The 26123-nt window shown below is 63.3% G+C and carries 32 protein-coding genes; 12 read left to right on the top strand and 20 right to left on the bottom strand.

The features are described from left to right. Positions 1 to 92 precede the first annotated feature (92 nt). From EN850_RS01800 to EN850_RS01790, 3 genes are all read right to left on the bottom strand, one after another. Positions 93 to 1271, bottom strand: a complete 1179-nt coding sequence (locus EN850_RS01800) for an HlyD family secretion protein (RefSeq protein ID WP_136090472.1) — start codon at positions 1269 to 1271, stop codon at positions 93 to 95. After that, positions 1268 to 1747, bottom strand: coding sequence for a MarR family transcriptional regulator (locus tag EN850_RS01795; RefSeq protein ID WP_127281245.1), 480 nt, complete (start codon positions 1745 to 1747; stop codon positions 1268 to 1270). The genes EN850_RS01800 and EN850_RS01795 overlap by 4 nt, the downstream gene beginning before the upstream one ends. Positions 1748 to 1896: 149 nt before the next feature. Beyond that, positions 1897 to 2883: an iron ABC transporter permease gene (locus EN850_RS01790; protein WP_135915608.1), complete on the bottom strand. Its 987-nt coding sequence runs from the start codon at positions 2881 to 2883 to the stop codon at positions 1897 to 1899. A gap of 153 nt (positions 2884 to 3036) precedes the next feature. Between EN850_RS01790 and EN850_RS01785 the strand changes: the two genes are divergently transcribed. Beyond that, entirely contained in the window at positions 3037 to 3870 is an 834-nt protein-coding gene (locus EN850_RS01785) for an AraC family transcriptional regulator (protein ID WP_136090471.1), read from the top strand. A gap of 8 nt (positions 3871 to 3878) precedes the next feature. On the opposite strand, the gene EN850_RS01780 is transcribed toward EN850_RS01785, so the two are convergent. The 4 genes from EN850_RS01780 to EN850_RS01765 form a co-directional block, all read right to left on the bottom strand. Further along, positions 3879 to 4814, bottom strand: a complete 936-nt coding sequence (locus tag EN850_RS01780; protein ID WP_136090470.1) for a helix-turn-helix domain-containing GNAT family N-acetyltransferase — start codon at positions 4812 to 4814, stop codon at positions 3879 to 3881. A 170-nt stretch (positions 4815 to 4984) separates the two neighbouring features. Next, a complete protein-coding gene (locus EN850_RS01775) occupies positions 4985 to 6130 on the bottom strand; it encodes a DSD1 family PLP-dependent enzyme (RefSeq protein ID WP_136090469.1) in 1146 nt (381 codons plus the stop codon). After that, the gene (locus EN850_RS01770; protein WP_136090723.1) at positions 6127 to 7407 is read right to left on the bottom strand and encodes a D-arabinono-1,4-lactone oxidase; all 1281 of its coding nucleotides are present in this window, start codon (positions 7405 to 7407) and stop codon (positions 6127 to 6129) included. Before EN850_RS01770 ends, EN850_RS01775 begins: the two co-directional genes overlap by 4 nt. A 5-nt stretch (positions 7408 to 7412) precedes the next feature. After that, the gene (locus tag EN850_RS01765; protein WP_136090468.1) at positions 7413 to 8600 is read right to left on the bottom strand and encodes an MFS transporter; all 1188 of its coding nucleotides are present in this window, start codon (positions 8598 to 8600) and stop codon (positions 7413 to 7415) included. 124 nt (positions 8601 to 8724) lie between these two features. Between EN850_RS01765 and EN850_RS01760 the strand changes: the two genes are divergently transcribed. Beyond that, the gene (locus EN850_RS01760) at positions 8725 to 9351 is read left to right on the top strand and encodes a TetR/AcrR family transcriptional regulator (RefSeq protein WP_135919750.1); all 627 of its coding nucleotides are present in this window, start codon (positions 8725 to 8727) and stop codon (positions 9349 to 9351) included. 68 nt (positions 9352 to 9419) lie between these two features. Here the strand turns inward: EN850_RS01760 and EN850_RS01755 are convergent, their stop codons facing one another. Beyond that, entirely contained in the window at positions 9420 to 10187 is a 768-nt protein-coding gene (locus EN850_RS01755; protein WP_246689129.1) for a hypothetical protein, read from the bottom strand. Here EN850_RS01755 and EN850_RS01750 point away from each other — a divergent pair. The 4 genes from EN850_RS01750 to groL all read left to right on the top strand — a co-directional run bounded on the left by EN850_RS01750 (position 10146) and on the right by groL (position 14574). Then, positions 10146 to 11138, top strand: a complete 993-nt coding sequence (locus EN850_RS01750) for a class I SAM-dependent methyltransferase (RefSeq protein ID WP_246689128.1) — start codon at positions 10146 to 10148, stop codon at positions 11136 to 11138. The genes EN850_RS01755 and EN850_RS01750 overlap by 42 nt on opposite strands. Before the next feature lie 241 nt (positions 11139 to 11379). Next, on the top strand, positions 11380 to 12303 hold the full coding sequence (locus EN850_RS01745) for a hypothetical protein (protein ID WP_135897763.1): 924 nt from the start codon (positions 11380 to 11382) through the stop codon (positions 12301 to 12303). A gap of 255 nt (positions 12304 to 12558) precedes the next feature. Continuing rightward, positions 12559 to 12855 carry a co-chaperone GroES gene (gene groES / locus EN850_RS01740; protein WP_006203049.1) on the top strand — a complete coding sequence of 99 codons (297 nt, stop codon included), beginning with the start codon at positions 12559 to 12561 and terminating at the stop codon, positions 12853 to 12855. A gap of 63 nt (positions 12856 to 12918) precedes the next feature. Continuing rightward, positions 12919 to 14574, top strand: coding sequence for a chaperonin GroEL (gene groL / locus EN850_RS01735; protein WP_135883582.1), 1656 nt, complete (start codon positions 12919 to 12921; stop codon positions 14572 to 14574). A 245-nt stretch (positions 14575 to 14819) separates the two neighbouring features. Here the strand turns inward: groL and EN850_RS01730 are convergent, their stop codons facing one another. Next, entirely contained in the window at positions 14820 to 15428 is a 609-nt protein-coding gene (locus tag EN850_RS01730; RefSeq protein ID WP_127871504.1) for a TetR/AcrR family transcriptional regulator, read from the bottom strand. A 98-nt stretch (positions 15429 to 15526) separates the two neighbouring features. Here EN850_RS01730 and EN850_RS01725 point away from each other — a divergent pair, with 98 nt between their 5' ends. The 3 genes from EN850_RS01725 to EN850_RS01715 are packed head-to-tail and all read left to right on the top strand — an operon-like array spanning position 15527 to position 17415. Then, positions 15527 to 16540 carry an NAD(P)-dependent alcohol dehydrogenase gene (locus EN850_RS01725; protein ID WP_136090465.1) on the top strand — a complete coding sequence of 338 codons (1014 nt, stop codon included), beginning with the start codon at positions 15527 to 15529 and terminating at the stop codon, positions 16538 to 16540. 33 nt (positions 16541 to 16573) lie between these two features. Further along, complete coding sequence (locus tag EN850_RS01720; RefSeq protein ID WP_127871502.1) at positions 16574 to 17008, top strand: OsmC family protein; 435 nt, start codon at positions 16574 to 16576, stop codon at positions 17006 to 17008. 20 nt (positions 17009 to 17028) lie between these two features. Further along, positions 17029 to 17415, top strand: coding sequence for a nuclear transport factor 2 family protein (locus tag EN850_RS01715; RefSeq protein ID WP_135883580.1), 387 nt, complete (start codon positions 17029 to 17031; stop codon positions 17413 to 17415). A 9-nt stretch (positions 17416 to 17424) separates the two neighbouring features. On the opposite strand, the gene EN850_RS01710 is transcribed toward EN850_RS01715, so the two are convergent. The 7 genes from EN850_RS01710 to EN850_RS01680 all read right to left on the bottom strand — a co-directional run bounded on the left by EN850_RS01710 (position 17425) and on the right by EN850_RS01680 (position 20764). Beyond that, positions 17425 to 18036, bottom strand: a complete 612-nt coding sequence (locus EN850_RS01710; RefSeq protein ID WP_135863877.1) for a LysE family translocator — start codon at positions 18034 to 18036, stop codon at positions 17425 to 17427. A 77-nt stretch (positions 18037 to 18113) separates the two neighbouring features. Next, entirely contained in the window at positions 18114 to 18437 is a 324-nt protein-coding gene (locus EN850_RS01705) for a YkgJ family cysteine cluster protein (RefSeq protein WP_189343643.1), read from the bottom strand. Between the two features lie 52 nt (positions 18438 to 18489). Continuing rightward, positions 18490 to 18657 (bottom strand): hypothetical protein, encoded by a 168-nt coding sequence (locus EN850_RS01700; RefSeq protein WP_136090464.1) that lies wholly within the window; start codon positions 18655 to 18657, stop codon positions 18490 to 18492. 1 nt (position 18658) lies between these two features. Continuing rightward, positions 18659 to 19066 carry a hypothetical protein gene (locus EN850_RS01695; protein ID WP_056562978.1) on the bottom strand — a complete coding sequence of 136 codons (408 nt, stop codon included), beginning with the start codon at positions 19064 to 19066 and terminating at the stop codon, positions 18659 to 18661. Next, entirely contained in the window at positions 19066 to 19293 is a 228-nt protein-coding gene (locus tag EN850_RS01690) for a hypothetical protein (protein ID WP_127280426.1), read from the bottom strand. Before EN850_RS01690 ends, EN850_RS01695 begins: the two co-directional genes overlap by 1 nt. A gap of 343 nt (positions 19294 to 19636) precedes the next feature. Continuing rightward, a complete protein-coding gene (locus tag EN850_RS01685) occupies positions 19637 to 19846 on the bottom strand; it encodes a cold-shock protein (protein WP_010915421.1) in 210 nt (69 codons plus the stop codon). Positions 19847 to 20110: 264 nt separating this feature from the next. Then, positions 20111 to 20764: a glutathione S-transferase family protein gene (locus tag EN850_RS01680; protein ID WP_136090463.1), complete on the bottom strand. Its 654-nt coding sequence runs from the start codon at positions 20762 to 20764 to the stop codon at positions 20111 to 20113. 154 nt (positions 20765 to 20918) lie between these two features. Here EN850_RS01680 and EN850_RS01675 point away from each other — a divergent pair, with 154 nt between their 5' ends. Next, positions 20919 to 21107, top strand: a complete 189-nt coding sequence (locus EN850_RS01675; RefSeq protein WP_167531207.1) for a CsbD family protein — start codon at positions 20919 to 20921, stop codon at positions 21105 to 21107. Positions 21108 to 21140: 33 nt separating this feature from the next. Here EN850_RS01675 and EN850_RS01670 read toward each other — a convergent pair whose 3' ends face one another. Next, the gene (locus EN850_RS01670; protein WP_189590942.1) at positions 21141 to 22274 is read right to left on the bottom strand and encodes a metallophosphoesterase; all 1134 of its coding nucleotides are present in this window, start codon (positions 22272 to 22274) and stop codon (positions 21141 to 21143) included. A gap of 134 nt (positions 22275 to 22408) precedes the next feature. On the opposite strand from EN850_RS01670, the gene EN850_RS01665 reads away from it, so the two are divergent. Beyond that, positions 22409 to 22717, top strand: coding sequence for a hypothetical protein (locus EN850_RS01665; protein WP_246689127.1), 309 nt, complete (start codon positions 22409 to 22411; stop codon positions 22715 to 22717). A gap of 62 nt (positions 22718 to 22779) precedes the next feature. Here the strand turns inward: EN850_RS01665 and EN850_RS01660 are convergent, their stop codons facing one another. Next, on the bottom strand, positions 22780 to 23409 hold the full coding sequence (locus EN850_RS01660) for a TetR/AcrR family transcriptional regulator (RefSeq protein ID WP_189343625.1): 630 nt from the start codon (positions 23407 to 23409) through the stop codon (positions 22780 to 22782). 148 nt (positions 23410 to 23557) lie between these two features. Between EN850_RS01660 and EN850_RS01655 the strand changes: the two genes are divergently transcribed. Beyond that, on the top strand, positions 23558 to 24325 hold the full coding sequence (locus tag EN850_RS01655) for an NIPSNAP family protein (RefSeq protein ID WP_136090461.1): 768 nt from the start codon (positions 23558 to 23560) through the stop codon (positions 24323 to 24325). Here EN850_RS01655 and EN850_RS01650 read toward each other — a convergent pair whose 3' ends face one another. Beyond that, on the bottom strand, positions 24326 to 25159 hold the full coding sequence (locus tag EN850_RS01650) for an alpha/beta hydrolase (protein WP_189524068.1): 834 nt from the start codon (positions 25157 to 25159) through the stop codon (positions 24326 to 24328). It abuts the gene before it with no gap. Further along, positions 25156 to 26094, bottom strand: coding sequence for a choline ABC transporter substrate-binding protein (gene choX / locus EN850_RS01645; protein WP_135915373.1), 939 nt, complete (start codon positions 26092 to 26094; stop codon positions 25156 to 25158). Before choX ends, EN850_RS01650 begins: the two co-directional genes overlap by 4 nt. Between the last annotated feature and the right edge of the window lie 29 nt (positions 26095 to 26123).

Here is a 26123-nt window from a genome sequence, read left to right as displayed (position 1 = left end):
GGCCCAAAACACTGATCCCTTCCCACCCCTCCCATCAGCCCAATCCTGCAAACTCGCTTCGACCCACCCGGTCCCTGCGGGCTTCCGCCGTCTTACTGCGCGGGCTCGCCGGCCGTGGCGTGGCCGAAGATCGACGGCCAGCCGCGCGCTATGCCGGTGTCGACGGTAACCGAAGCACTCATGCCTGTACGCAGCGCCATCCTGGCGTCGGGATCGGTCAGTTCCAGGCGGACCGGGATGCGCTGGGTGACCTTGACCCAGTTGCCCGTGGCGTTCTGGGCCGGCAGCAGCGAGAAGTCCGCGCCGGTGCCGGCACCGATAGCCTTGACGGTCGCCTCGAAGGTCCTGCCCGGATAGGTATCGACCACGATCTCCGCCTTCTGACCCGGCTTCATGTTGGTGAGCTGGGTTTCCTTGAAATTGGCGTCGATCCAGGTGTCACCGGTCTCGACCAGCGCAAACAACGGTGTGCCGGAGCCGACATACTGGCCGACCTTGAAGGATGCGGCTTGATAGACAAGACCATCGGCAGGTGCTCTGACCGTGGTCTGCGCCAGGTCATAGGCAGCCTTGTCGCGCGCGGCGAGTGCCGACATCACGGTCGGATGCTTGTCCGTCTCGATATCGGGATTGCCGCCAAGTGCCGCCTTGGCGCTGACGATGCCCTGATCGGCAACGGCAAGCTGCTGCTTGGCCTTGTCGAGATCATTCCTGGCCTCATCCAGCGAAGACTTGGCATTGATCCCTTTCTGGGCAAGATCGGCGGCACGGTCATATTGCGACTGCGCATAGGCAACTTCGCTGCTGGCGGATTTTTCCTGCGCCAACGCCTGGCTGTAGGCGGCGCGCAGCTGCTCGACATTGAGGCGCGCGGCAGCCACCGCTGCGTCGGCCTGCCCAAGCGCGATCCGGTAAGGCTCGGGGTCGATGGCGAACAGGAGATCGCCCTTCTTCACCGTCTGATTGTCCGATATGGCGACCTGGACGATACGACCGGCCGTGTCGGAGGCGATCGACACCTTGGCCTGCTGCAGATTGGCGTTTTCCGTTTCCTGGTAGCGCCCGCCCGTCACCCAGACATAGCCGCCGCCGATGACCAATGCCGCCGGCAAGGCGAACATCAGGAAGAAGCGGCCGATGCGGCGCTTCTTCTTCGGCGCCGGGGCCGGCTGCACGGGAGGAGCGACCGCGACGGGAGCGGCGGCCGGCTGGGCAGGCGCTTCCATCTCCACCTTGGGAGCGTTTTCTTCGACCTTGGCTACCGCGTTCATGCTGCCGCACCTTCCGCACTCTTGATCTTTTCGAGCGACGAAGCTTCGCCGTCCGTCAGATTCTGTACGATTACATCCAGCGCCCGGATCAGGACGCGTCGGTCTTCCGGCGAAACGCCGCTGAGCGATTCCTCATAGACCTCGCCAGCAAGGCTCTTGACGTCCGCATAGGCCGCGTTCGCCTTCTCGGTCGGGAAGATCATGCGCACGCGCCGGTCGGCCGCGTCGGAGCGGCGTTCGATCCAGCCGCCCTCCTCCATCCGGTCGACCAGGCGTGAGACGCTGATCGGCTCGATTTCGAGCAGTTCGGCGAGCCGCGCCTGCGCTACGCCCGCCTCCTTGGCAACGCGGACCAGAAGCCGCCATTGCGCCGAAGACAGGCCCAGCCCGCTGGCGCGCGCCTCAAAGCGCTTGCGCATCAGGCGCTGCACGTCGTGGATCAAAAATCCCAATCTGTCGATGCCATCTGAAACCATGAGCGATAGATATAATAAGCGTGCTTACTATTCAAGATGCCACAGCGCGATGAAAGCCGGCAAAATGCGCATGGCAGGCCTGCAATCCGATCCTGGTTAGCGGCAGATGAACGTGTACCCGTGCGCAACAACGCTCGGAGGGCACGTCTTCACAGGCGGTTTCGGACAACCATGGTGACGACGAAGAACGCGCCGAGCGAGCTGGTGATGATGCCGATCGGCAGTTCCTGCGGCGGCAGCAAGGTTCGGGCCAGGAGATCGCTTGCCAGCAGCAGCACCGCCCCGAACAGCGCACAACTTGTGATCAGGCGCAGATGCAGTGGACCGGCCAGCGGCCGCGACAGATGCGGTATCATCAATCCGACAAAGCCGATCACGCCGGCGACCGAGACGAGGATTGCCGTCGAGAAAGCGGCCACGAGAAAAGTCGTCCTGCGCATGCGCGCCACCGGCACGCCTAGACTCTCGGCGGCGCTCTCACCGGCGAGGAAAGCGTCCAGGCTGCGATGGCTCCACAGCCCGTAGGCCGCGATCGTGCCGGCGCCCACCGCCCCCAGCCATACATTGTCCCAGCGCGCCAGCCCGAGCCCGCCCATGGTCCAGAACAGGACCGAATGAGCCGCGCGCTGGTCACCGGCAAAAACCAGATAATTGGTCAAGGCCGTGAACATGAAGGAAACGGCAAGACCGGCGAGGATCAGCCGCTCAGGACCTTGCCCCCTCACCCGCGCCACCAGCAAAAGCACGATGGAGGCGGCGAGGATGCCGCCAGTGAACGCAGCCACGGGCAAGGTCCAGATGCCGAAACTGTCGCCGAACACGGTAATGACGGAAACCGCGCCGGCGGCGGCCCCCGACGACAGGCCGAACAGGAAGGGGTCGGCAAGATCGTTACGGGTCACCGTCTGCAAAAGCGCGCCGACGATGCCCAGCCCGCCGCCGACACAGATCGCCAGGATCGTGCGCGGCAGCCGCAGGTCGACGACGATCTTGCCGACCGGGCCCGATATCTCAGGCTCGTCCAGTCCGACGGCACGGCCAAGGGCGGCGATGACATCGCTCAGAGGTATCAGCGTCGAGCCATAAGCGATCGACAGCAGCGCGAGAGCGACGAGCGCCACCGCGCCCGCCGTCATGGCCCGAGCAAGCCTGCCGTCGGCATGGGCGCGGACGGACTTTGCGTCCACGCCCGACAGCGTTGCCGTGTTCGATTTTGGGCCATGCGCAATTTCGATCAAACTGGCCGGGCAACGAGGCGCCAGAGTGAAGACGCCACATGCGAGGAACACATGAACCCGACCGAGAAAGCGCTATGGTTTGTCGAGAGCCACCTGCCGGAGGCTGTTACGCTCGACGACGTCGCCCACAGCAGCGGCGTGTCGCGCTTTCATGTGACGCGCGCCTTCGGCGCCGCCACCGGCCGTTCCGTCATGGGTTACATGCGCTCGCGCCGGCTGACCGAGGCGGCGCGCAGGCTCGCCGGCGGCGCGCCCGACATACTGTGCGTCGCGCTCGACGCCGGCTACAACTCGCATGAGGCTTTCACCCGTGCCTTCCGCGACCAGTTCGGCACCACGCCGGAACTGGTGCGCGCGCAAGGTTCGACCAAGACACTCGATCTCGTGGAGCCTATCCTGATGGACCATTCCCTGCTCACCAGCCTTGAACCACCGCGCTTCGAGACCAGCCGACCCTTCCTCATCGCCGGCTTCGGCGAGCGCTACAGCTGCGAATCGAGCGCCGGCATTCCGATGCAGTGGCAGCGTTTCAGCCCTTATATCGGCAACATCCCCGGCGAAGTCCCAGGCGTTTTCTACGGTGTCTGCCTCAATGGCGACGATGCCGGCAATTTCGACTATGTCGTCGGCGTCGAGGTGTCGGACTTCTCCGACCTGCCGAAGGAATTCTACCGGGTGCATGTGCCGGCGCGGAAATACGCCGTTTTCACGCATCGCGAGCACATCTCGACCATCCGGCGCACGATCAACACGATCTGGAACAGCTGGCTCCCGGCCTCCGGCCATGAAATCGCCGACGCGCCGGAATTCGAGCGCTATGGGCCCGAATTCGATGCCCGCACCGGCAATGGCGGGCTGGAGATCTGGGTGCCGGTCAAGGCATAGAGGCGCCGCTACAGCTCCAGATCCCAGTTCTGGCCAACCAGATCCTTGCCGAAGGAATGGTGAGGCTCTTGCTCGGTCAGCTTGAAACCGGCCGCCTGGTAGAGGTGCCGGGCCGCGGTCAGAATGTCGTTGGTCCACAAAGTCAGCGTCTTGTACCCCCTGGCGCGGGCAAAGCCGATGCATTCCTCGACCAGCCGTTTGCCGATGCCCAGGCCCCGCGCCGAAGGTTCGACATAGAGCAGCCGCAGCTTGGCCACCTGATCCGATTTGCGCACGACGAAGACCGAGCCGACGACCTCGCCTTCCCGCTCGGCGATCCAGCCGCGCTCCCATTTCGGATCGAATTTCTTTACGAACTCGCCGAGGATCTCAGCGACCAGCGCCTCATAGGTTTCGTCCCAGCCATAGTCCTGCGCGTAGAGCATGCCCTGGCGGCGCGTGACCCAGCCGATGTCGCCAACCTCTAGCGGCCGCAGGATGTAAGGCACCCTGGGTTCGGGTCTGTCGCCGAGCAGGTCCTGAACGATGCGCATGGCCTTGACCAGCCGATCCTGGTCGACGGGCGCCAGTCGATCGAGCAGCGCTCGCACCTGGTCGTGCGAATCCTGGTTGAGCGGCGCGAAGGCTTCCCTGCCCGCCGGCGTCAGCGCGATCGAGGCGCGGCGCGCGTCCGCTTCGGTGGCTTCGCGCTCGACCAGACCGCGCTCTTCGAATTTTTTGAGCAAACGGCTGACATAGCCGGGGTCGAGGCCGAGATCGCGCACCAGGTCGCTGGCGACGAGCCCGTCGCGATGGGCAAGCTCATAGAGCACCCGCGCCTCGGTAAGCGAAAAGGTGCTTTTCAGCCAGCCTTCGTCGAGCACACCGATCTGGCGGGTGTAGAAGCGGTTGAAGGCGCGCACTGCGTCGATGCGTTCCTTGCCGGGGTGGTCGTGGATCGTCATGGCGGTCCTCCTGTCGTGGACAGGATCAATCATTTAGTTGACTTAGTCAATAAAGTCATTGCAACGAGGCGCTTCACAACTTCGTCATTCTAGCAGAAGGAGCGAAGCGGAGCGCAGCCCCTAGAATCACGACATCGCAAATGCAGGCGCCAATGGCGAACGCCGAAACGTCACCCCATCGGCAGCACCGGCCAGCGGTCGACGATCCTGCCACGGGAAAGCACCGCGATCGGTCCGAGCTGCTGCAGCACGGCTTCGCTCTGCGTGGGCCGCAGGAACGCATGGTCGCCGGGCCTGACAACGGCCTCGGCGGGCAGGCCCATGAATTGCTGGTTGGAGGACAGGCCAAGCAGGCCGTTCGTCGTCATGCCTTCGGGAAACACCGGTTCGGCCATCCATTTGCCGCCATAGAGATAACAACCCTTGCGCGGAAACCGGCCGAGCGCCTGGAGCAGACGCGAAACCGCCGGCGGGCCGGGCAGCATCGGCTCGACCACTTTCAGGATCGGCGTCGCAATGAAGGCCGCCGGCTGAAAGCCACCGAGGCCCGGCGTGTCGAAATCGCCGGGCAGCACGAAGGCCGAGCCCATCGACACTTCATTGGCAGCGCCGCCATGATGAAGCAGCGCTGTCTTGCTGCCGCCAATGTTCAAGATATGGCGCTGGTCCATGCCGAGGCACGCCACGAAAGCGGCGGCTCGTTCCGAGGCTTGCGCCAATGCCCTCGCCGGCCCGCCGAACAGGCCGGGTATATGCGGCGCATGCGCTTCATAGGCCATGACGCCTTCGCAGCGCAGCCGTTTGTGGGCCGGCAGCGCCTTCAACGCCTGCGAGAGGGCTTCCGGTTCGGCGAAGCCGCCGCGATGCAGTCCGACATCGATTTCGAAAGCAATGCGCAGCTCGACGCCGAGTTCGTCGGCGAGCGCGCCATATTCCGTCAGCCTCTGCTGTGTATCGATCAGCCAGCATACCCTCGACCCGGCTGCGTTCCCCTTGGAAAGCGCCGCCCTTGCCGCGCCGACCGGCATCGGCTTGCCGTAGAGGAGGTCCGCATCCGGAAACGCGCTCAGCACCGCCTCGCTGATCGGCGGGTGGAAGGTCATGAAGCGGTGGGTACCAAGCGCCTTGCCGATATGGGCAAGCAACGGCAGGCAAGCGAGCGACTTGTCGACCAGCCGCACGGCGAGGCGGGGATCGAGCCTTTGCTTCACCAGGGCGATGTTGCTGTCCAGCCGGTCGCGGTCGAGCAGCAGGCAGGGTTGGAAGATGCCCGCCTGCTTCAGCGCATCCGAAAGCGAGGCGAAATAGGCTTTCATTGGTCGATGCCGAAGAGATCGGCGATATAGGGCGAGACGAAACGGTTGTGCGGGTCGATGTCGCGGCGCACCGCAATCGCATCGTCCCAACGCGGATAAAGCTTTTTCAGGTCGGCCGCTTTCAGGCTGTGCATCTTGCCCCAGTGCGGCCTGCCGCCATATCTGCGGAAGATCGGCTCGGCCGCGCGCATGAATGGCAACGGATCGTTCGCCGCGTCGTGGTGGATGGCGATGGAACAGGTGAGCCTCTTGTGGAAGGGCGAGAGCCAGAATTCGTCCGATGCCACCGACCGCACCTCCATCGGGAAATAGACTTCCGGAAAATGCTTCTCGGTCAGTTCGATGATCTCGGCCAGCGCCTTCGGCCCCTCCTCGAAGGGAAGATGATATTCCATTTCGTTGAACCTGGTCTGCCGGTCGCTGGCATAGACGTTGAGCCAGTCCTGCACATAATCCTCGGCCGGCACCTTGGCGACCGCGCCCAGGATCAGCCGGCGGCGCAGCGACGGCAGCCAGGCAAGCCCGGTGCGCAAGCGGCGCAGCGTGCGCAACGAGCCCTCATCATCGTCGGTCGGGCGCGTCGTCGTGGCCTCGGCGCTGAAGTCGCTGGCGATGAACTGCGCGTAACCGGAAAATGGAATGTAGTAGAATTCGGCCGAGCGATGGGCGGCCATCATCGTTTCGAAATCGCGCAGCATGTCGCCGATCGGCAGCACCCATTTGCGGCGGCGCAGCCGGTAGGTCGCGATGTTGTTCAGCGTCACTTCGCTCAAGACACCGAAGGCACCGAGCGCGACGCTGATGGCATGGATCGTCTCCTGATCCCCTTCCCGCTTGAACTCGCGGACCTTGCCAAGCCCGTCGACGATCTGAACCGTTTCCAGCTGCGTGTGATACGCACCGAGCGTCGGCCCCGAGCCATGGGTAGCCGTGCCCAGCGCGCCGCCTATCGCCTGGCGGTCGATGTCGCCCATGTTGGGCAGGCCCTGGCCGATGCCTTGCAAAATGTGCATGAGCGAACCAAGCCGCGTCCCTGCCCGCACGCGCGCCTGATGTTTTTTCGCGTCATGCGAGACCAGCCCTTCCAGCTTCTCCAGCGACAGGATGGTGCCTTGCGACTTCACCAGCGGCGTGAAGGAGTGGCCGGCGCCGACGACGCGGACCGGACCTGGCGCGGTGCGAATGAGATCGCAGAGTTCGCCGGCATCGGCCGGGCTGGCAAGCAGCCGCGGCTCGGCGGTGACAAAGCCCGACCAGTTGCTCCAGTTGTTCGACATGCCGCTCACGCAATAGCCCGGCGACGCCGCGCCACGAGGACAAACAGGCCGAGCAGCGCCACGCTGGCAACGGCGCTCGCGGCGGCGAATTCCGGAACCGGGCGAAAATCCTTGCCGTCGATGAGCTGCGACGCCGCGACCGGCCCGATCGCCAGGCCGAAAAGCTGGGCGGCCGGCACCAGCAGCACGGCGGTGCGCGTCTCGTCGGCGGTGATCGCCAGCCGGATCTGGTAGGGCACGATGAACAGCAGGATGAAACCCATGACTAGGGCGGCGACCCAGAATGTCGCGAGGCCAGGTCCACCGGCAAGCACGAGCGAGGCGGCAAGCGCGACGATGCCGATCGCGGCGATGGCAAGGCGATAGTCGATGCGCGCCTCGAACACGGTCGCCGTCATCGCGCCCAGCACCTGCGCCGCGAGGCTGGCCGAGACGATCAGCCCGACGGTGCGGCCATCGATGCCGAATTGGGCGCCGAGAGGTTCCAAAAACGCCCAGACCGCGCCGAAGAACATGAAGTAGCAGAAGACCGACAACAGCGCGGTGATAGAGGGACCCGTCAGCACATTGGCGAGGTTCTCGTCCTTCGGCAGGTCGGCATAGTCGGCGGGGACAATGAAGGCGACCACGAACGACGCGACACAGACGACCGCGAGAACTAGGAAGCCGCCCGCCGATCCGGCGGCGGGAATGACATAGAGCGCCAGCAGCAAGGCAAGAGCGCATTGCGCCAGCGTCTGCATGGTGACGAAAAAACCGCCGATGCGTTCGGCGCGCCGCGAACGGGCGATCAGTTCGGTGGCGACCGCGACAAGGCCACCTTCGGCGAGGCCGGCCAGCGCGCGAGCCGCCATCAGCGTGTTGGCGCCGGCGGCATAGGCCGTCCAGACATTGGCCAGCGCCAAGAGCAGCAGCAGGGCCGCACTCTTCCAGCGCATGTTGCGGGCGGAGAGCAGCATCGCGACGATCGCCGAGCCGATCGCGATGGCGATCATCTCGGCGGTGGCGACCAGTGCCAGCTCGTCGCCGCTGACATGGCCCCCGGTATAGAGCGCGCCAAGTAGGACGGGCTGCAGGCCGAGGATGAGCAGGCCGACCGACCCGATCCACAAGGCCGAGGCAAGCTGGCCGCCGGTCGGATTGCCGACCAGCCAGTCGCCGTCGCCCTGAAGACCGGTGCTTGTCGAAGTCAAAGGCGCCTCCCAACGTCCTTGCCGCGCGGCAGAAAAGCTGACAATCTGTCAGCATTTAAGAAACTGATACTTGATCATATTTTTTGTCAACCGGAATTCGGGAACGCGCGTGAAAGAACGGTGCATGACGGAAGCAACACGAACGGCCACCGAGCCCAGGCGCAGACCCAAGCAGGAGCGCAGCCGCGAACGCATCGACGCCATCCTGTCGACCACCATGCGGCTGATCGGCGAAAAGGGCATCGACGCCGTCACCATGAAGGAGGTCGGCATGCTGGCGGGCGGGCCGATCGCCACCGTCTACCACTACTTTCCCAACAAGTCGGCGATCCTGGCGATGCTCTATGAGCGGTTCTCGGAGGTCAGCCGGGCGCGCTTCGGCGCGATCATCGCCGAAATCCAGGGGCTGGGCGACGTGACCGGCGCCGCGGACCGCCTGCTCAACGACTACTACAGCCGTGTCGCGGCTGACCCGGCCATTCAGGACCTGCAGAATGCCATCCAGGCCGATAAGGCGCTGCAACATCTCGACATCGCCGAGACGAGACATCAGTCGAAGATATTCTGCGACCATGTCGGTCCGATGCTTCAGGCGGAGCAGCGCGAGGCATTCGCACGCCTGGTCTTTCTCATCTTCCAGCTTGCCGGCGGCGTCGTGCGCCTGGCCCTGACGCAAGATGAGGAAGAAGGCCGGCGCACGATCGAGGATTACCGGTCGATCATCCACACCCAGTTGCGGGTGTTCTTGTAAGCCTGATGATCGTCGTGAAGCCACGCCGAATAAGAGGGTGACTGCCGACATGAATGTCAGGACGCCGGTTATGTAAACTCGCGGATGAGGCCTTCGAAGCCGTCGGCAAGATTGGCATTGCCGGCGGCGAGAAAGGCAGAAAGATTGCGGGCGCCGCCGGGTGTCTTGTTGGCGTCAAGCAGCACCGCCCTGCCCTCGTGCATGACAAAGTCGAACTTGCCATAGTCAAAGCCAAGTTCGCGCCTCAGCGCGCGCAGCTCCTCGGGAACCGGAACCGGCTCACGACGGATCGTGTCGTCGCCTTTGACCAGGCTTTGTGGCGAAATATGGCGGGTGCAGCGCTCGCGCTCCCCGCAAAATGTCCAGAAGCGGGCGCCAAAGCCGTCCGGTTCCGGCTCGGGAATGAACTTTTCGACGACGAGATCCCTTCGGTCGAACACCGCAGGCGCAACATCCGAAAGGGACGTACAGACGTGGTAGCCCTCGATAAGCTCGACGCCGGGAAATGGCTCCGGCTTTCCGGCACGTCGCGATCGCCGGTTAAGCGACTGCTCACGCATTCCCAGATTGTTGAGATTGCTCTTGACGATGACCGGCCCTGGCCAGTCGTCATCCCTGCCGATCACGGCGCCGCTGACACGGCGCTTGGAGATGTCGGCTGCCCCAACGTTCAGGCAGAAGGGAAAAGCGCGCGCGTATTCGACATATTCGGGTGGCGTCACGGTCGCATCGACATGCAGCACCGCTATATCGGCCTCTGGCTTCGCCGACGTTCCTGAGAGTATGCGGACGGAATGGCCGCGCCGTTTCAGTTCTTCCAGCAAATCAAAGAGCATGTAGGGACTGTCGCGGCGCAACAGCGGGCCGCGCCGGCGTTCGAACCTGTCGAACTCATGTGTAATAACCGCGATGCGTGTCATGCGCCCCCCGCACTTGGTTTCATTAGCGTCCTCGATTATGCATTTGAATACAATGCCGGCTTGGGGCCAGGGATGACTGATCATTGGAATGCCATTCGAGGGCACTGGAAGTTGCTCGGACCGCCGCTGCGCCCCCCCACGGAAGCGGTGGAAACCTACCATCGCGAGCTCGACCTTTCGGAGGCGCATGTCGTTCTGCTCGGTGTGACTCCGGAACTCGCCGGGCTCGGCGCGACCATGATGGCCGTCGACGAATCCTCCGACATGATCGCTGGAATCTGGCCAGGCGACACTGCGTCGCGAAAGGCTGTCAAAGGCGACTGGCTCGACCTGCCGGTTTCCGATGCAAGCGTCGATGCGGTGATCGGCGACGGCTGCCTGTCGGTGCTCGGGCTTTCAACCGCGCGCCGAGCGCTGTTCGCGGCAATCGCCCGCGTGCTGCGCCCTGATGGCCGCGCGGGCCTGCGTCTCTTCGCCGGTCCCGAGACACCGGACGATCCGGCAGCGGTGCAGGCGCTTGCGCTTTCTGGCGGTGTCTCCACTTTCCACGAGCTCAAATTGCGCGTCGCCATGACCGCGACAGGCCGCGCTCCCGACCATGCGATTCCAGTCAGGACGATCGCGGAAAGGTTCGATGCACTCTTCCCTGACCGCCAGGAACTTTCCGCGCGGACGGGCTGGGACCTGCCTGTCATCGCCACCATCGACGTTTACCGGAACTCCACGGCCATCTACAGTTTTGCACCACCAGCGCAGCTCGTGGCCGAGGCGGAAGCATTCTTCAACGACGTCCGCATTGCTCCAACCGGCGGCTACGGGCTCGCCGAGAGATGCCCGCTTCTGGTGCTGCGGTCGCCGAAAGTTTGAGTCTACAGCAGCGTGCACTGAAAGAGACGGAAATTGCAAAACGCCATGCAATACTCCATGTTCGGCCCCGATGAAATCTATCGATTAGAAACACGGTAAGGAAATGAAGATATCTGGGGCGGTGCTGTCGACCCTATTTTGCGCACTCATTTATTCGCCCGCTTCATCTGAAGCTGACGACGGCCCAACGGCTATTCCATTGACGAAACTAGAGTACCCCGGAAATCCACAGAACATTCACATGCTTTATGTGAATATTATTTCCCTAGGAAATCGGAAAATCGATCAGCCGATTTTGTTGGATACAGGGTCTAGTGGTATGACAATCGAGTGTCTATCGGCGCTCCCCGCCGAACTCTGTTCCGAGGACGGCATTAAGATTACAGAAAGTCGGGAGTTCGATGGGATACTTGTCACCACCAAGAAGGTAGTCATGCATTATGGCACCTACGATGAGTATGGAAATGTGGCTTCAGCGCGCGTGACTTTTGGTTCGCCGGTCTCATCGGCTTCCACGGACAGGCGGGTCTCGTTCCTCATTCGCTACAAGCAAGTCAGACGTGACACAGGTGAAATTGTCGGCGGTCCGCTCTGGCCAAAAGGCATTTTTGGCATCTCGCCCATTGGAGGCGATGGGCCAAATCAGATGATCAGGTCGCCGATGGCCGCTGTAAGCGTAGGGACAGTCCTGCACAGAGGTTATTACCTCTCCCCGATCGGCAGCACGTGGAAGCCATGCACAAACGAGCAGGGCAATTGCCCTGAGGTTCGAGCCTTGCACATCGGCGTTCCGGATGACGTAAAGAAGACTTTCAAGATGCAGAAATGGAAACAGGCCAACCCGCGCTACAATTTCCCAACCTTTGAATCCTGCCTCTCATGGAACTCCAAACCCAATTGTCGGCCAACGCTATACGACACAGGGAACTCAACCATTATGGTCCCGACCGACACGTCCAAACCGTATAGGTCATTAGACGCCGGCACGAAGGTTGCGGTGAAAACCGAAGGTCAGGACGATTGGAATTTTACAACCACCTACAAGCCCGAAGTGGAGATTGTACCGGGTCTTGAACATAACATCGTCGGGATACGGTTTTTCGAAAGGAACAGCCTCCTGGTGGATCTAGAAACCCAGGAGATCGGCCTACGCCTTGGGCATTGAACAATCGATGCCCAGCGCTTCCATCGAACTGACCACCATTCTGCCAGATCGCGGCCGATAACCGCCGCATTCTTCGCGACGATGCGGCAAGAGCAAAATTTCGCGCTGACGCCCCTTGCCGCGCGCCTTGACTCTCGAGGGCCACACGCCTATTTCAGCGCCACGTTAGCACTCGCCCTTGGTGAGTGCTAACCACATGTCCGGCTTCGCCGGATGGAGGAACTGTTTCTCACTGTTCTCATCGAGGAAGAAAAAATGGCAAAGTCGAAGTTCCGCCCGCTTCATGACCGCGTGGTCGTTCGCCGGGTCGAATCCGAATCCAAGACCGCCGGCGGGATCATCATCCCGGATACGGCGAAGGAAAAGCCGCAGGAAGGCGAAATCATCGCCGTCGGCTCCGGCGCCCGCGACGAAGCTGGCAAGTTGGTCCCCCTGGACGTCAAGGCCGGCGACCGCATCCTGTTCGGCAAGTGGTCGGGCACCGAAGTCAAGCTCAATGGCGAAGACCTTCTGATCATGAAGGAATCCGACATCATGGGCATCATCGGCTGATTATCGGCCTTACCGTCAACTGAATTTTCGGGCTCGGTTCGAGCCTCTGCCAGGAGCTAAAACATGGCTGCCAAAGACGTAAAATTCTCCCGCGACGCCCGCGAGCGCATGCTGCGCGGCGTCAACATCCTCGCCGACGCGGTGAAGGTCACGCTCGGCCCCAAGGGCCGCAACGTCGTCATCGACAAGTCGTTCGGCGCCCCGCGCATCACCAAGGACGGCGTCACCGTCGCCAAGGAAATCGAGCTTGAAGACAAGTTCGAGAACATGGGCGCGCAGATGGTCCGCGAAGTTGCTTCGAAGACCAACGACATCGCCGGCGACGGCACCACGACCGCGACCGTTCTGGCGCAGTCGATCGTCCAGGAAGGCCACAAGTCGGTTGCCGCCGGCATGAACCCGATGGACCTGAAGCGCGGCATCGATCTCGCCGTCACCGAAGTGGTCGCCGCTCTCGGCAAGGCCGCCAAGAAGATCAAGACCTCCGAGGAAGTCGCGCAGGTCGGCACGATCTCGGCCAATGGCGACGAGTCGGTCGGCAAGATGATCGCGGAAGCGATGCAGAAGGTCGGCAACGAAGGCGTCATCACGGTTGAGGAAGCCAAGACCGCCGAGACCGAACTGGAAGTCGTCGAAGGCATGCAGTTCGACCGCGGCTACCTCTCGCCCTACTTCGTCACCAACGCCGACAAGATGGTTGCCGAGCTCGAGGACGTCTACATCCTCCTGCACGAGAAGAAGCTCTCCAACCTGCAGGCCATGCTGCCGGTCCTCGAGGCCGTCGTGCAGACCTCGAAGCCGCTGCTCATCATCTCGGAAGACGTCGAGGGCGAGGCCCTGGCCACGCTGGTCGTCAACAAGCTGCGTGGTGGCCTGAAGATCGCCGCCGTCAAGGCGCCGGGCTTCGGTGATCGCCGCAAGGCCATGCTGGAAGACATCGCCATCCTCACCGGTGGCCAGGTCATCTCGGAAGACCTCGGCATCAAGCTCGAGAATGTCGGCCTCAACATGCTCGGCCGCGCCAAGAAGGTGTCGATCTCCAAGGAGAACACCACCATCGTCGACGGCGCCGGCAAGAAGGCCGAGATCCAGGGCCGCGTTGCCCAGATCAAGCAGCAGATCGAAGAGACCACCTCGGACTACGACAAAGAGAAGCTGCAGGAACGTCTGGCGAAGCTCGCCGGCGGCGTTGCCGTGATCCGCGTCGGCGGTGCGACGGAAGTCGAAGTCAAGGAAAAGAAGGACCGCGTCGATGACGCCCTCAACGCGACCCGCGCGGCCGTGGAAGAAGGCATCGTTGCTGGCGGTGGCGTTGCCCTACTGCGCGCTTCGGCCAACATCAAGTCGACCGGCGCCAACGCCGATCAGGCCGCTGGCATCAACATCGTGCGTCGTGCGCTGCAGGCTCCGGCCCGCCAGATCGCGTCGAACGCTGGTGCGGAAGCTTCGATCGTTGCCGGCAAGATCCTCGAGAACAAGGGCGCGACCTTCGGTTACAACGCCCAGACCGGCGAATATGGTGACATGATCACCATGGGTATCGTCGATCCGGTCAAAGTCGTGCGCACGGCTCTCCAGGACGCGGCCTCGGTCGCCGGCCTGCTCGTCACCACCGAAGCCATGATCGCCGAAGCTCCGAAGAAGGACTCGGCTGGCGGCGGCATGCCTGGCGGCATGGGCGGCGGCGGCATGGGCGGCATGGGCGGCATGGACTTCTAAGAAGTCCATAAAGCACGCCCATGAATCCAAGTTGCTCAAGCCCGCTAGCGGGCTTGAGTGGCGGCATGGACTTCTAAGAAGTCCATAAAGCACGCCCATGAATCCAAGTTGCTCAAGCCCCCTAGCGGGCTTGAGTGGCGGCATGGACTTCAATCCAGCCAACTTGGCTTTATGCATACGGAAAGGGCGGCAGAAATGCCGCCCTTTTTCGTTTTGGCAGTTAACTCGGCCGGCACCTTCCTTTCTTAAGCAGCGCTCTCGGCCTGCTGCGCCACCTTGCCGGCGAGCACGGCCTGCTCGATGAGTGCAGCCACTTCGTCGGCCACGGCGTTGAGTGACGAGCGGTCGCGGGTGGCGCGGGCAATCACCATCAGGCCTTCCAGCGACGATTCGACCAGCAGCGCCAAAGCATGCGCGCGGCGCTCGGGCACCCCTGCCCTGACGAAGGCCTGCCGCAGCAGGCCGATCCACTGCTCGAAAGCTGAGCGGCAGATCTCTTCGAGCTCGGGCACGTCGTTCGGCGCATCGAGCACGACGGGCGCGATCGGGCAGCCGAGCGAAAACTCGTTGTCCTCCAGCATGCGGGCGACAGACTGGTAAATGTGGTGGACGGCGACCGCCGGATCGCTTTCCGTCGCCAGTTGGGCGCCCAGCCGCTCGGTCACGTCGGCCACGCTGGCGCGAGTCACCTCGATGACCAGTTGGTCCTTGCCGCCCGGGAAATGGAAATAGAGCGAGCCGCGCGGTGCGCCGCTTGCAGTCAAAATGTCGTTGAGCGAAGTGCCGTGATAGCCGCGCCGCCGCAAAAGCAGTGCCGTCGCCTCGATCATCCGCGTGCGTGTGTCTGTCGCCATGTCAACCTCTGTCAGGAGCGCGCATTATAGGGCTTGCCCCGAATATGACAATCGGTCTACATAATATGTAAATCGGTCTACATATTTGAGAGGCGACGATGCAAAACTATCGGCTGGAAGGACAGGACGGCGGCCTCGACAGGCTGGCGATGCGCGAGGACGCGGTCGTCCAGCCGGGTCCGCATCAGATCCTGATGCGGGTACGCGCCACCTCGCTCAATCGCCGCGACACGATGATCCTCAACGGCACCTATCCGCTGACGCCGCGAGCCGGCATCGTGCCGCTGAGCGATGGCGCCGGCGAAGTGGTGGCCGTCGGCGATGATGTCACCCGCTTTGCCGTCGGCGACCGTGTAACCGGCAGCTATTTCGCCCGCTGGATCGACGGCCGCATCAACGCCGGGCTGATCGACCAGCTCGGCTGCACGCTGGACGGCATGCTCGGTGAATACGCTGTGCTCGACGAGCAATGGGCGGTGCGGCTGCCTGCGCACCTCGACTGGCATGAAGCCGCGACATTTACCTGCGCGGGGCTGACAGCCTGGAGCGCGCTGACGGGCGCGGACGCCCCAAAACCCGGGCAATGGGTGCTGGTTATCGGCTCGGGCGGCGTCGCGCTGTTTGCGCTGCAGTTTGCCAAGCTGATGGGCTGCCGCGTGGCGGCCGTCACTTCCCGCGCCGAAAAATCCGACCGGTTGCGCGCACTCGGCGCCGACCTCGTCATCGCAACGGCCGAGACGCCCGATTGGGGCATGAAGCTGCGCGAGGCGACAGGCGGCATCGATTTGACTGTCGAGACCGGCGGGCCTGCGACCTTTATGCAATCGCTGATCGCAAGCTCCCTCTACGGACGCATCGTGCTGCTGACGGTCCAGGACCAGAAGGGCAGATCGGTCGAGATCCCAGCCGCCGTCTACCAGCGCAGTCTTGTCACCATCGGCCGCGTCTTCGTCGGCAGCCGCAGCGGCCTGGAGGCGATGCATGCCGCCGTCGCGGCGCATCGCTTGAAGCCCGTCATCGACAAGATCTTCCCATTCGCCGAAGCGCGCGAGGCGTATCGGCATTTCATGCAGGGCGACGTGTTCGGCAAGGTCGTCATCGACGGCGCGTGAGCCCCCTATTCACCAACCAGAGGAGAGAAAGCAATGACAGTTCGCGACGCATCGGCCGAATGGCACGGCACGCTCAAGGAGGGATCCGGCCGGCTCAGGCTGGGCAGTGGCGCCTTCGAGGGCGCCTACTCGTTCCCGTCCCGCTTCGAAAACGGTCCGGGCACCAATCCGGAGGAACTGATCGCGGCCGCCCATGCCGGCTGCTTTTCGATGGCGCTCACCGCCGTGCTTGGCCGTGAAGGTCATATCGCAAGCAATATCCACACGATCGCAAAGGTGCATCTGGGCGCCACCGCGGCCGGACCGACGATTACCCGCATCGAGCTTGAGACGGAGGCGCATGTCGCCGGGCTTGCCGCCGCCGACTTCGAGCGGCTGGCGCAGTCGGCCAAGGCTGGATGCCTCGTCTCGCGGGCTCTGGCCGGTGTCGCAGCGATCACGCTGAAGGCGAACCTCGTAACTCACTAAGGACGGAAGGAGAAAATCCAGTGACCCAGGAATTGATCATCGACATCGCCATGGCCAACCGCTCCGGCGAAACGGCTGAAATCATGCGGCGCTATAATGACGTCTTCCAGCGCCACGACCCCTCGGCGCTCGACGAATTGGTGGCGCAGGACTGCGTGATCGAGAACACCACGCCGGCGCCGGACGGCGCACGCCGCGCCGGCAAGGCGGCCTGCGTCGAGCTGTGGTCGGCGATCGCCACCGCGCCCGGCACGCGCTTCGACCTCGAGGAGACTTTCGTGGCGGGCGACCGCGCCACGATCCGCTGGCGCTATTTGATGGCCGACGGCAGTTCGCTGCGCGGCGTCAACCTGATGCGCGTCGCGGACGGGCGCATCATCGAGGCGATGGGTTACGTAAAGGGCTAGGCCAGTCGATCACCTGTCCGCCAGCGCCAGCTTGGCGCCGAGCATGACGAAGGCGCCGGCAAAAGTCCGGCGCATCCAGGTCAGCACCATCGGGCGCGACACGACATGGCTGCGGATCGAGGCCGCGAAGATGCCGTAGCCGACGAAGACCACGAAGGTCAAAAGCATGAAGACCGAGCTGAGCTCCAGCATCTTCGACAGTGCATTGGGCTCGGTGGTGCTGACGAATTGCGGCAGGAAGGCGAAGAAGAAGATCGACAGTTTCGGATTGAGCACGTTGACGAGGATGCCGGTGGCGATCACCTTGCCGGCCGAACGCGGCGCGACATTTTCCTCGACGCTCAGGCCGCCCTTCTCCTTCAGCGTGTTCCAGGCCATGTAGAGCAGATAGGCGACGCCGAGATATTTCAGGGTCTCGAAGGCGACAGCACTGGTGTGCAGCAACGCCGCAAGGCCGGTGATGGCGGCCGCCATATGCGGAATGATGCCGAGCGTGCAGCCAAAGGCGGCAATGATCGAGGCCCGGGCGCCGCGCGAAAGCCCGGCGCTCAGCGTGTAGAGAACGCCGGTGCCGGGCGAAGCCACGACGATCAGCGACGTCAACAGAAATTCGATGCTCACGATGATCTCCTCCGGCGCCCTGCCCTGACGCAACCTAGCCAGCAAGCCAGGCGTGCACAAGCGACAGTCATTCGCTGCTAAGAGGTAGAAAATCCGAGCGCCCGGCGCGCCATCAGGCACTCGTCATCGCCAGGCATGCAGGCGCGGCAGACATCCGGTCGCAGTTCATAGATGGTGCAAGCGGTCGACTTGCCGACTTCGCCGGACAGGGCCGAACAGCGCACGCCGTCGCAGCGCATGCCCGACAGGTCGGCGGCCACATGTTTTTCCGGGATCCGGTCGAGCTGCGCATCGTCCTCGGTCGAAAAGCGCGGCCATTCGGCCGAATAGGAGCAGCAGGCCCCGCAGCTCTGGCAATCGAAGACAGGAGCTGACGAAGGCGGACTGCTCGCGGCTAGCACGGCAAACGGCCCCGAAGCGGCAAGGTTGCGATCGGCATCCCGAGGCAAGGCGCTACTTCTTCTTGCCCGTCTTGCCCTTCGGTGCGTCGACCGGCGACTTGAACAGATCGGTCGCTGCCTCGTCGGCCTTGGTCGCCTTCGGCGCCGCAACCGGCTTGGCCGGCTTTGCGGTCGAAGCCGGCGCCGCCGGCTGGTCCTTGGCGGAGAATTTTATGGCCATGTCAGTCCTCGTCGGCGAAACGCGATGATGGTGCGCGCGGATTGCGCAAGCGGCCGATCAGGGCCGAAACCGCCGTGATGTTCATCTCCTCGGGCGACCAGTTCCGCGCTTCCGCGATGTGATGCGGCGCCAGCTCACGATGCGTGCTGCCGCTGTAGGCGGCGTCCTGGTAGGTCACCCGCTCCTGGGTCTTTTTGTCCTCGCGGACATATTCGATCAGGTAGTTCGGGGCTTCGGCGCGGCCGCGCACACCGACGCGCACCTGGGCATCGCCATGGGCGCGCTTGCAGCGTTCGAGTTTTTCCAGCACGCGCCGGACATATTCGACCGGCTTGTCCAGGGTTTCGACCATGTCGGCTATGGTCGCATCGGCCGCGATCGGCGTTGGCGGTACGCGCTTGGTGGCCATCAGCGTTTTCCGGCTCGTTTCGGCAGCGCCGCGAGCGCGGCGGCGGCCGCCATCTCGTCGGCCTCCTTCTCCAGCCGCAGTTCGCGCAGGCGCGCGGTCTTGGCTTCCCGTGCTTCGCTGACGGCATCCCGTTCGGAAATGATGCGGTTGAGCGACATCGACTGGGTTTGCGTCTTGCTGAAAAGCGACACGGCCGGGTCGACGGCTGGCTTCGAATGGGCGGTCAAGATCTTTCTCCTGTCAGGAGCCTGGTACCGATAGGGCGAGACCGGGTCTTCGGTCGGGACCAGTACAAAGCGATGCGGCAGCGGATTCAGAATGCTGCAGCGTCCCTTAGCACGTTCAGCCCAATGCGCAGCGCATTTTCGGCGGCAACAAGCGTAAAATGAAAAAGGCCAGGCACCGCCTGACCTTCCCTGGGAGCCGCCGCGCATCCAACTGGATGCACAAGCTGGCTCCTGATGGGCAGCACAAACCTTGGAAACTCAGGTTTCCCGTGGCAATGCGCCCGAATTCGCCGTTCACCAGTGCCAGTACATCCGTGGTCACCGCGACGGCTGAATTCTTACTTCACGCCGCCTTCAACTGGTCGGCGGACATCTTGCCCGACTTGTTGTCGCGGACCATCTCGTAGCCGAGCTTCTGCCCCTCGACGATGTCGCGCATGCCGGCGCGTTCCACGGCCGAGATGTGGACAAAAACGTCGGCGGAGCCGTCGTCAGGCTGAATAAAACCAAAACCTTTGGTGGCGTTGAACCACTTAACTGTGCCGGTGCTCATGACGAACCCTTTCCATGGCAAATATTCGTTCGCCGTCATGCGGATGCACAACGTCGTTTGTCTCGATTTTTGATGTGGGAAGTTCGTCAAAGGCGCGCTCGAAAGCGCGGATAACAAAAGTCAGTCAAACAAATATCGACGAATTTCTTCTACGCGTGTTTCAGACGCCTGTCAAACGTTGCGCCATCGAGCCGAAAATCCGCCAGATGAAAACGCCGCAAGTGGTCGATCCCGACCCCTGGGGAAGATCGTTCCGCACAGACCCTACTCGTCCGGCCCCGGCTCCGGCCATGTCTCCCTGGCTGCCTCGGCGTACCATTGGCGCATGGCCGGCGTCGCCAGAACCGCGTCGACATAAGCCCTGGTGTCGGGCGCCAGATCGCCGCCATAGGTGTCGAAACGGGTGACGACGGGCGCGTACATGGCATCGGCCGCGGTGAAATGGCCGAATAGAAACGGGCCGTCCTTGCCGTGTTTCTCACGGCACTCGCGCCACAGCGCCTCGATGCGGGCACGTTGGATCTCGCCTTCGGCGTCGAGCGGCTTGTGCCCCTTGGGCCGGCGCAAGTTCATCGGCCAGCCATAGCGGACTTCGCGAAACCCGGAATGCATCTCGGTCGCCGCCGAACGCGCCAGCGCCCGGGCGCCGATATCGGCCGGCCAGAGCTTTTTCTCAGGAAAGAGGTCGGCGAGGTATTCAAGGATGGCAAGGGTTTCCCAGACGATCCTTCCCTTGTGATTCAGGACGGGCACCTGACCGGTCGGCGACACTTTCGCCAGGTTGGCCGCGGTTTCCGGCGTGCGCAGCCGCACGAACCCCTCTTCGAACGGTATCTCCAGGTGCCGCATCGCCACCCAGGGCCTGAGCGACCAGGATGAAAAGCACTTGTTGCCGATATAAAGCGTGAATTCCGACATCTGTCCCCCTTTGGCGGTGTTGCTTCTTGCGGAGTGCGCTGGCCGGCACTCTAGCCTGCCGACCCGGCCGCCGAAAGGCACCTGTCTTGCCGACCCAAGCAGCGGCTGCTGGAACCGAAACCGTGCCGGCTCGTTTGCCCAGGCGAACCAGGAGATGCGAAAAATGGTGAACAAGGATCAGGTGGCCGGCGTCGCCAAGCAGGTGAAAGGCTCGATCAAGCAGGCTGCCGGCAAAGCGACCGGCAACAGGCAGACACAGGCCGAAGGCATGGCCGACAAGGCCACCGGCAAGGTGCAGAAGGCCTATGGCGACGTGAAGGACAAGGTCAAGAAATCGCTTTGATCGCTGTGGAAGGGCCGCGTCGAGCGGCCCTTTTCACGTCTTCAGCGATTTGCTGAAGGCGTTGGTGAAAATCACATCGCCATGATCGTCGCTGGCTTCACCCAACACGACGTCCAGACTGTCGTCGGTGACACGCGCCAGAGCGAAGCCACCCATATAGGCCGCTTTCGGCTTGAAGAGATCGAGGCCGTCGCGTTGATAGATCATCGGCACCTCATGCTGATGACCGTGGAAGATGGCGATAACGTTGTAGCCCTTCAGGGCCGCCAGCAATGCCTGGCGGTCTGCATCGCTCCACCAATGCGACGCTCCCTTGCCTTCGTCGTCAAACGCCCTCCTGGCGGGGTCCCACCGCTCCGTCGAAAAAATATCCCAGCCATAGTGCTGGAACAGGATGACCGGGCGGCCGTCGGCGGCATAGGTCGCCAGGTCCTGCCTGAGCCAAGGCAGGCCGTTGTCGGCGCCATGGCCGGTGTCGCCGGTGAAGCGATGGGTCTGCACCAGATGCAGGCCGCCCCAGTCCCATGAATAGCAGTCGGTGTCGACATCGTAGCTGGTGGCCGGCACCGGCGGCTTGAAGAACACGCCGGCGCGATGATTGACCTCGACATAGTCGCGCATTTCGCGCCGGTACCAGTCGACATGGTGCGGCGGCCCGTTCTGGTCGAGGTCGTGATTGCCGAGGCCGACATAAACCGGAACATGCACGCGGTCGGGACCCATGCCTTGCTGATAGCGCTGGCTGAACTGCAGGAGTTGGGTGCCTTCGCTGGGCTCGGTGATCTGGCCGCCGCCATCGTCGGTGATGTCACCGCCGACGACAAGGCCGAGCGGCGTGCCGATGCGGCTACCGGCAGGCCGCAGGCCGGTGGCGATGGCGTTGATCTCGGCCGGCCACTCCTTGTCACCGATGGCGTTCAACGCCGCGACGTTGCGCAGCAGCGCCGCGTCCGTCTTGCCTTCCAGCTGGCAATTGGGGCTCAAGCCGCTCGCCATGCGGCAGGCATGGACATCGGCGACGAACAGGAAGGTGGCGTCGACAGGCTGGATGCGCTGCCCGGTCTGACCGAACGCCGGGCGTGAAAGCGCACCGGCGGCGGCAAGACCGGCGGCCTGCAGCAGAAACCCACGGCGCGAGAGCAATATGGAGGAAGGGCGATTCATCATCGGGGATTTCAGCATGGAGGGCGGGCGGCAGTAAAGTTCAGTCCTCGCCACGGCGATCGCCGCAGGAAAGAGCCGCCATCGAGGTTTTTCGCGACAGCGAGACGGGTCGGCTGGCAATTGTCCCGTTTGCCGATTTGCGAAAACTGTTTCCACTCAAGGCGGGAGCCAAGAGCACGATCGAGTTCGTCGAGCTGTCGCCCAGCAAGCAGCCGAATGCCACCAAGACACTGACGCTGGCCAAGGAGACGTTCAGCCTGGGCGACTGCAAATACAATGTGCTCGCCGTCACGGAGACCTTCAAGAGCGGAGGCGGAGAGACACTCGACGCCTTCACGGCACTCTATTCACCCGATCTGCAGGCCGCTCTCGCCCGGCGCTACGATGAAGGCACCAGCGCGGAATCAGCGAACGGCTACGAGACGATCAAGCCTTTGGCCGACTAGATCTAGGAACCGGCTGTCCGCGCTCGCCGCGGCATCGCCGCAAAGCTGGGCTGTAGCCTGCCTCAAATGCCGCCGTACCGCCGCAGCACCCTGCGACGTCGCCTCGCCCCCGGATCGCCCTGCGATGATGCCGCTTGCGCGGCGCTCTCGAACGCCGCAAGGCAATCGCGCAACGGGCTGGCGTCCTGCGCTGCCTTGGCCATCGACATGGCACCGGAATAGGCGGCGACGGCAACCATCGCAAACTGCCGGGGGTCCGTGCCTTGCTCCCTGCCCTCCTGCTGGTCGGCGCTGATCTTGTCGGCGATCGCCTGCCGCCATGCAGCGAAGATGCCGGCAAGCGCAATCCGGAACTCGGGATCGGCGAGCGAGAGCTCATGCGCCAGATTGTTGAGCGGGCAGCCGCGCACGAAACCTTGCCGTTCCAGTTCCGCCGCCACGGCTTCGAACACCTGACGCACGCCATCACGCGCCGAAGCCGCCGCTTGCACCGGGGCGATCCACGTTTCCTCGACCGCCGCCGCCACACGCTCGTCGATGACCGCCAGCGCCAGCGCCTTCTTCGTCGGGAAATGATGATGCAGCGCGCCGGCGCTGACGCCTGCCGCCGCCATCAGGTCGCCGAGGCTGGAAGCATGATAGCCGCGTGCCTGAAACGCGTCTTCCGCGACGTCGAGCACTTTCCGGCGCATGCCCTCAGGGTCGTTGATGCGTTTGCCTCGGGCTCGCCTTGGCCGGATGTTGAGCTCTGCTGACATTCTCGAAGGATAGCATGTTGACAAAACAGGGCAACCGGTCTGTTTATAAACAGGGTGATCAACCTGTTTTGGAGAACGCCGGATGAACCCGACCCCGAATGCCACGCCGAAGCCGGTGGCGCTCGCCTCACCGATCGTCGAATTGCGCCAGTACACGTTGAAGCCCGGCCGGCGCGAAACGTTGATCGAGATCTTCGACACGGAGTTCATCGAAAGCCAGGAAGACGCGGGGATGACCATCATCGGCCAATTCCGTGACCTGGACCGCCCCGACATGTTCGTCTGGATGCGCGGCTTCGACAGCATGGATGCCCGCAAGGACGCTCTGGGCGCGTTCTATGACGGCCCTGTATGGGCCGCACACCGCGATGCCGCCAATGCGACGATGATCGATTCCGACGATGTGTTGCTGCTGCGACCGGCGTGGCCGGATGCCGGCTTCGATCTGTCGGGGCTGCGCCGGCCATCGGCGGCCAAAAGCACAAGCGATCGGAATGGGTTGCCCGGTCTGGTTGAGATTTCGATTCATCATTTGCGGCCGGGCACCGGGGCCGATGTCGCCGGGCGCTTCCGGGCGGAGATGGTTGCGCGGCTTGCCCAGAACGGCGCGCGTCTGCTCGGCGCCTTCGTGACGGAGCCGGCCGCAAACACGTTCCCGCGACTTCCCGTGCGCGCCGGAGAAGACGTCTTCGTCGCCGTTACCGGCTTCCACGACGCCGATGCCCATGCCAACCATAGCCTCGCCGCTTCGCCGGCGTGGCGGGCGCTCATTCAGAGCATGCAAGCCGTCAGCACAAAGCCGGCAGAGACGTTGCGGCTGGTGCCCACGGCCCGATCGCTGTTGAGATGATCAGCGGCCGGTCAACATTTCCGCGATCGCCGAGGCGACAAAGGCCGGGTCCTCCCAGTGGGGATTGTGACCGCAATTTTGCGCCCGGACGAGACTGGATCCGGTCAGCGCCTCGGCCAAAGCCTGCTGGTGCGCCTCGCCGAAAAGTGGGTCGCAGGCGCCGGCGATGATCAGCGTCCGGGTCCGTACCGCCCGTGCCTCGGTTGCCAGGTCGGTCATGCGGACTTCCTCGAGAATGCCGCGCCAGCGGGCCGCCGGCATGGCGGAAGCTTCCTTCGCCAGGCCGACGAGAAAAGGCTGCGGTACCGAGGCCCCACATGCATGCCACCAGGCAAAGAACGGATCGGTTGGCGATATCGGGTCGCGCAAGGCCCGGATGCCGACCGGCAACGGATGGTCCGGCGTGAAGCCGGGCTTCAACGCGCTGGCCAGCACGACCAGGCCACCGACCAGGCCCGGATGCCAAGCGGCCAAGGCAATCGCCACCATGCCGCCCAGAGAATGACCGACGACGACAGGCCGGTCCAACCGCAGGTGCCGGATCAACCCGGCAATGTCCTCGGCGAAATCCGCGACGCGGCAGCCGTCGCCCGCTTGCGAGGCACCATGGCCGCGCAAGTCGGGCATGATCAGCCGGCGGCCGGCCAGATGCGGCGCCAGCAGTGAAAAGCTGCGGCTGGTGTCCGTGAAACCATGAATCAGCAACAGCGGCGGCCCGGCGCCGGCGATCTCGACATAGGCGATGTCGAGATCGCCGGTATGGACCCATTGCTTGCGGGCGGCCCAGGCGTCCTGTTCCACCTCGGCAACGGGCAAGGCGTCCGGCAGTCTCACAGGCCGAGCTTTTCCTTGACGGCGGCAAGACCAGGCTTGCCATCGAAAGTGGTGACACCGGCGAGCCAGGCATCGAGGCGGTTCTTGTTCAGCGTGATCGCCTTCAGCGCCCCGTCCTCCGGCTTCATGCCGTCATTGATGAGGTAGCCCATGCCGACATTCTCGAAGTCGATGTCGAAGACGAGATTTCCGAGGAGCCGCGCGACGTTCGGACATTCCTGCAGGTAGCCCTTGCGGACCTGCGTCGTCACCGTCGCGGCGCCGAAATTCGGGCCGAAGAATTTGTCGCCGCCGGTCAGGTACTTGAAGTCGTACATGGTGTTCATGGGATGCGGCGCCCAGCCCTGGAAGACGATGAACTGCTTCTCCTTGATCTCGTAGCCGACCTCAGACAGCATGCCGGCTTCGCTGGACTCGACCACGTGCCAGCCATCGAGGCCAAAAGCCGGATCGGCGATGGCATCCATCATCAGCTGGTTGGAGCCGGGCTCGATGCCGTACATCTTCTTGCCGAACTTGTCGGCGAACTTGTGCAGGTCGGAGACGTCCTTGACCCCTGCCTCCCAGACATAGGTCGGTACGGCAAACGTGTATTTGGCGCCGACGAGATTGACTCGCACATTCTCGATCGAACCGTCCTTCTTGTAGGGCTCGTAATAAGTGACCATCGCCGGGTCCCAGTAACCCAGGAACAGGTCGAGATCGCGGTTCTTCATGCCTTCGTAGATGACGTTGATGCCGAGCACCTCGCTCTGTGGCTGATAGCCCAGCGCTTGCAGAAGCACATTGCCCACACCCGTGGTGAAAGCGAGATCGTTCCAGCCGGGCTCGGCCATGCGGACCACGCGGCATTGCTCGGCGTCCGCCGCCTGGGCCGCCTGCGAGGCCAGGGCCAGCGCGGCAAGCCAGGCTCCGTTTGCAAGGATGCGCAACATTCCGTTCTCCTCATTGCTCAAATTGACCA

Source organism: Mesorhizobium sp. M8A.F.Ca.ET.207.01.1.1, from assembly GCF_004794715.1.
Classification (GTDB): Bacteria; Pseudomonadota; Alphaproteobacteria; order Rhizobiales; family Rhizobiaceae; genus Mesorhizobium.
Note: the sequence above shows the minus strand (reverse complement) of the source record. Positions and strands in the feature narration are given on the sequence as shown.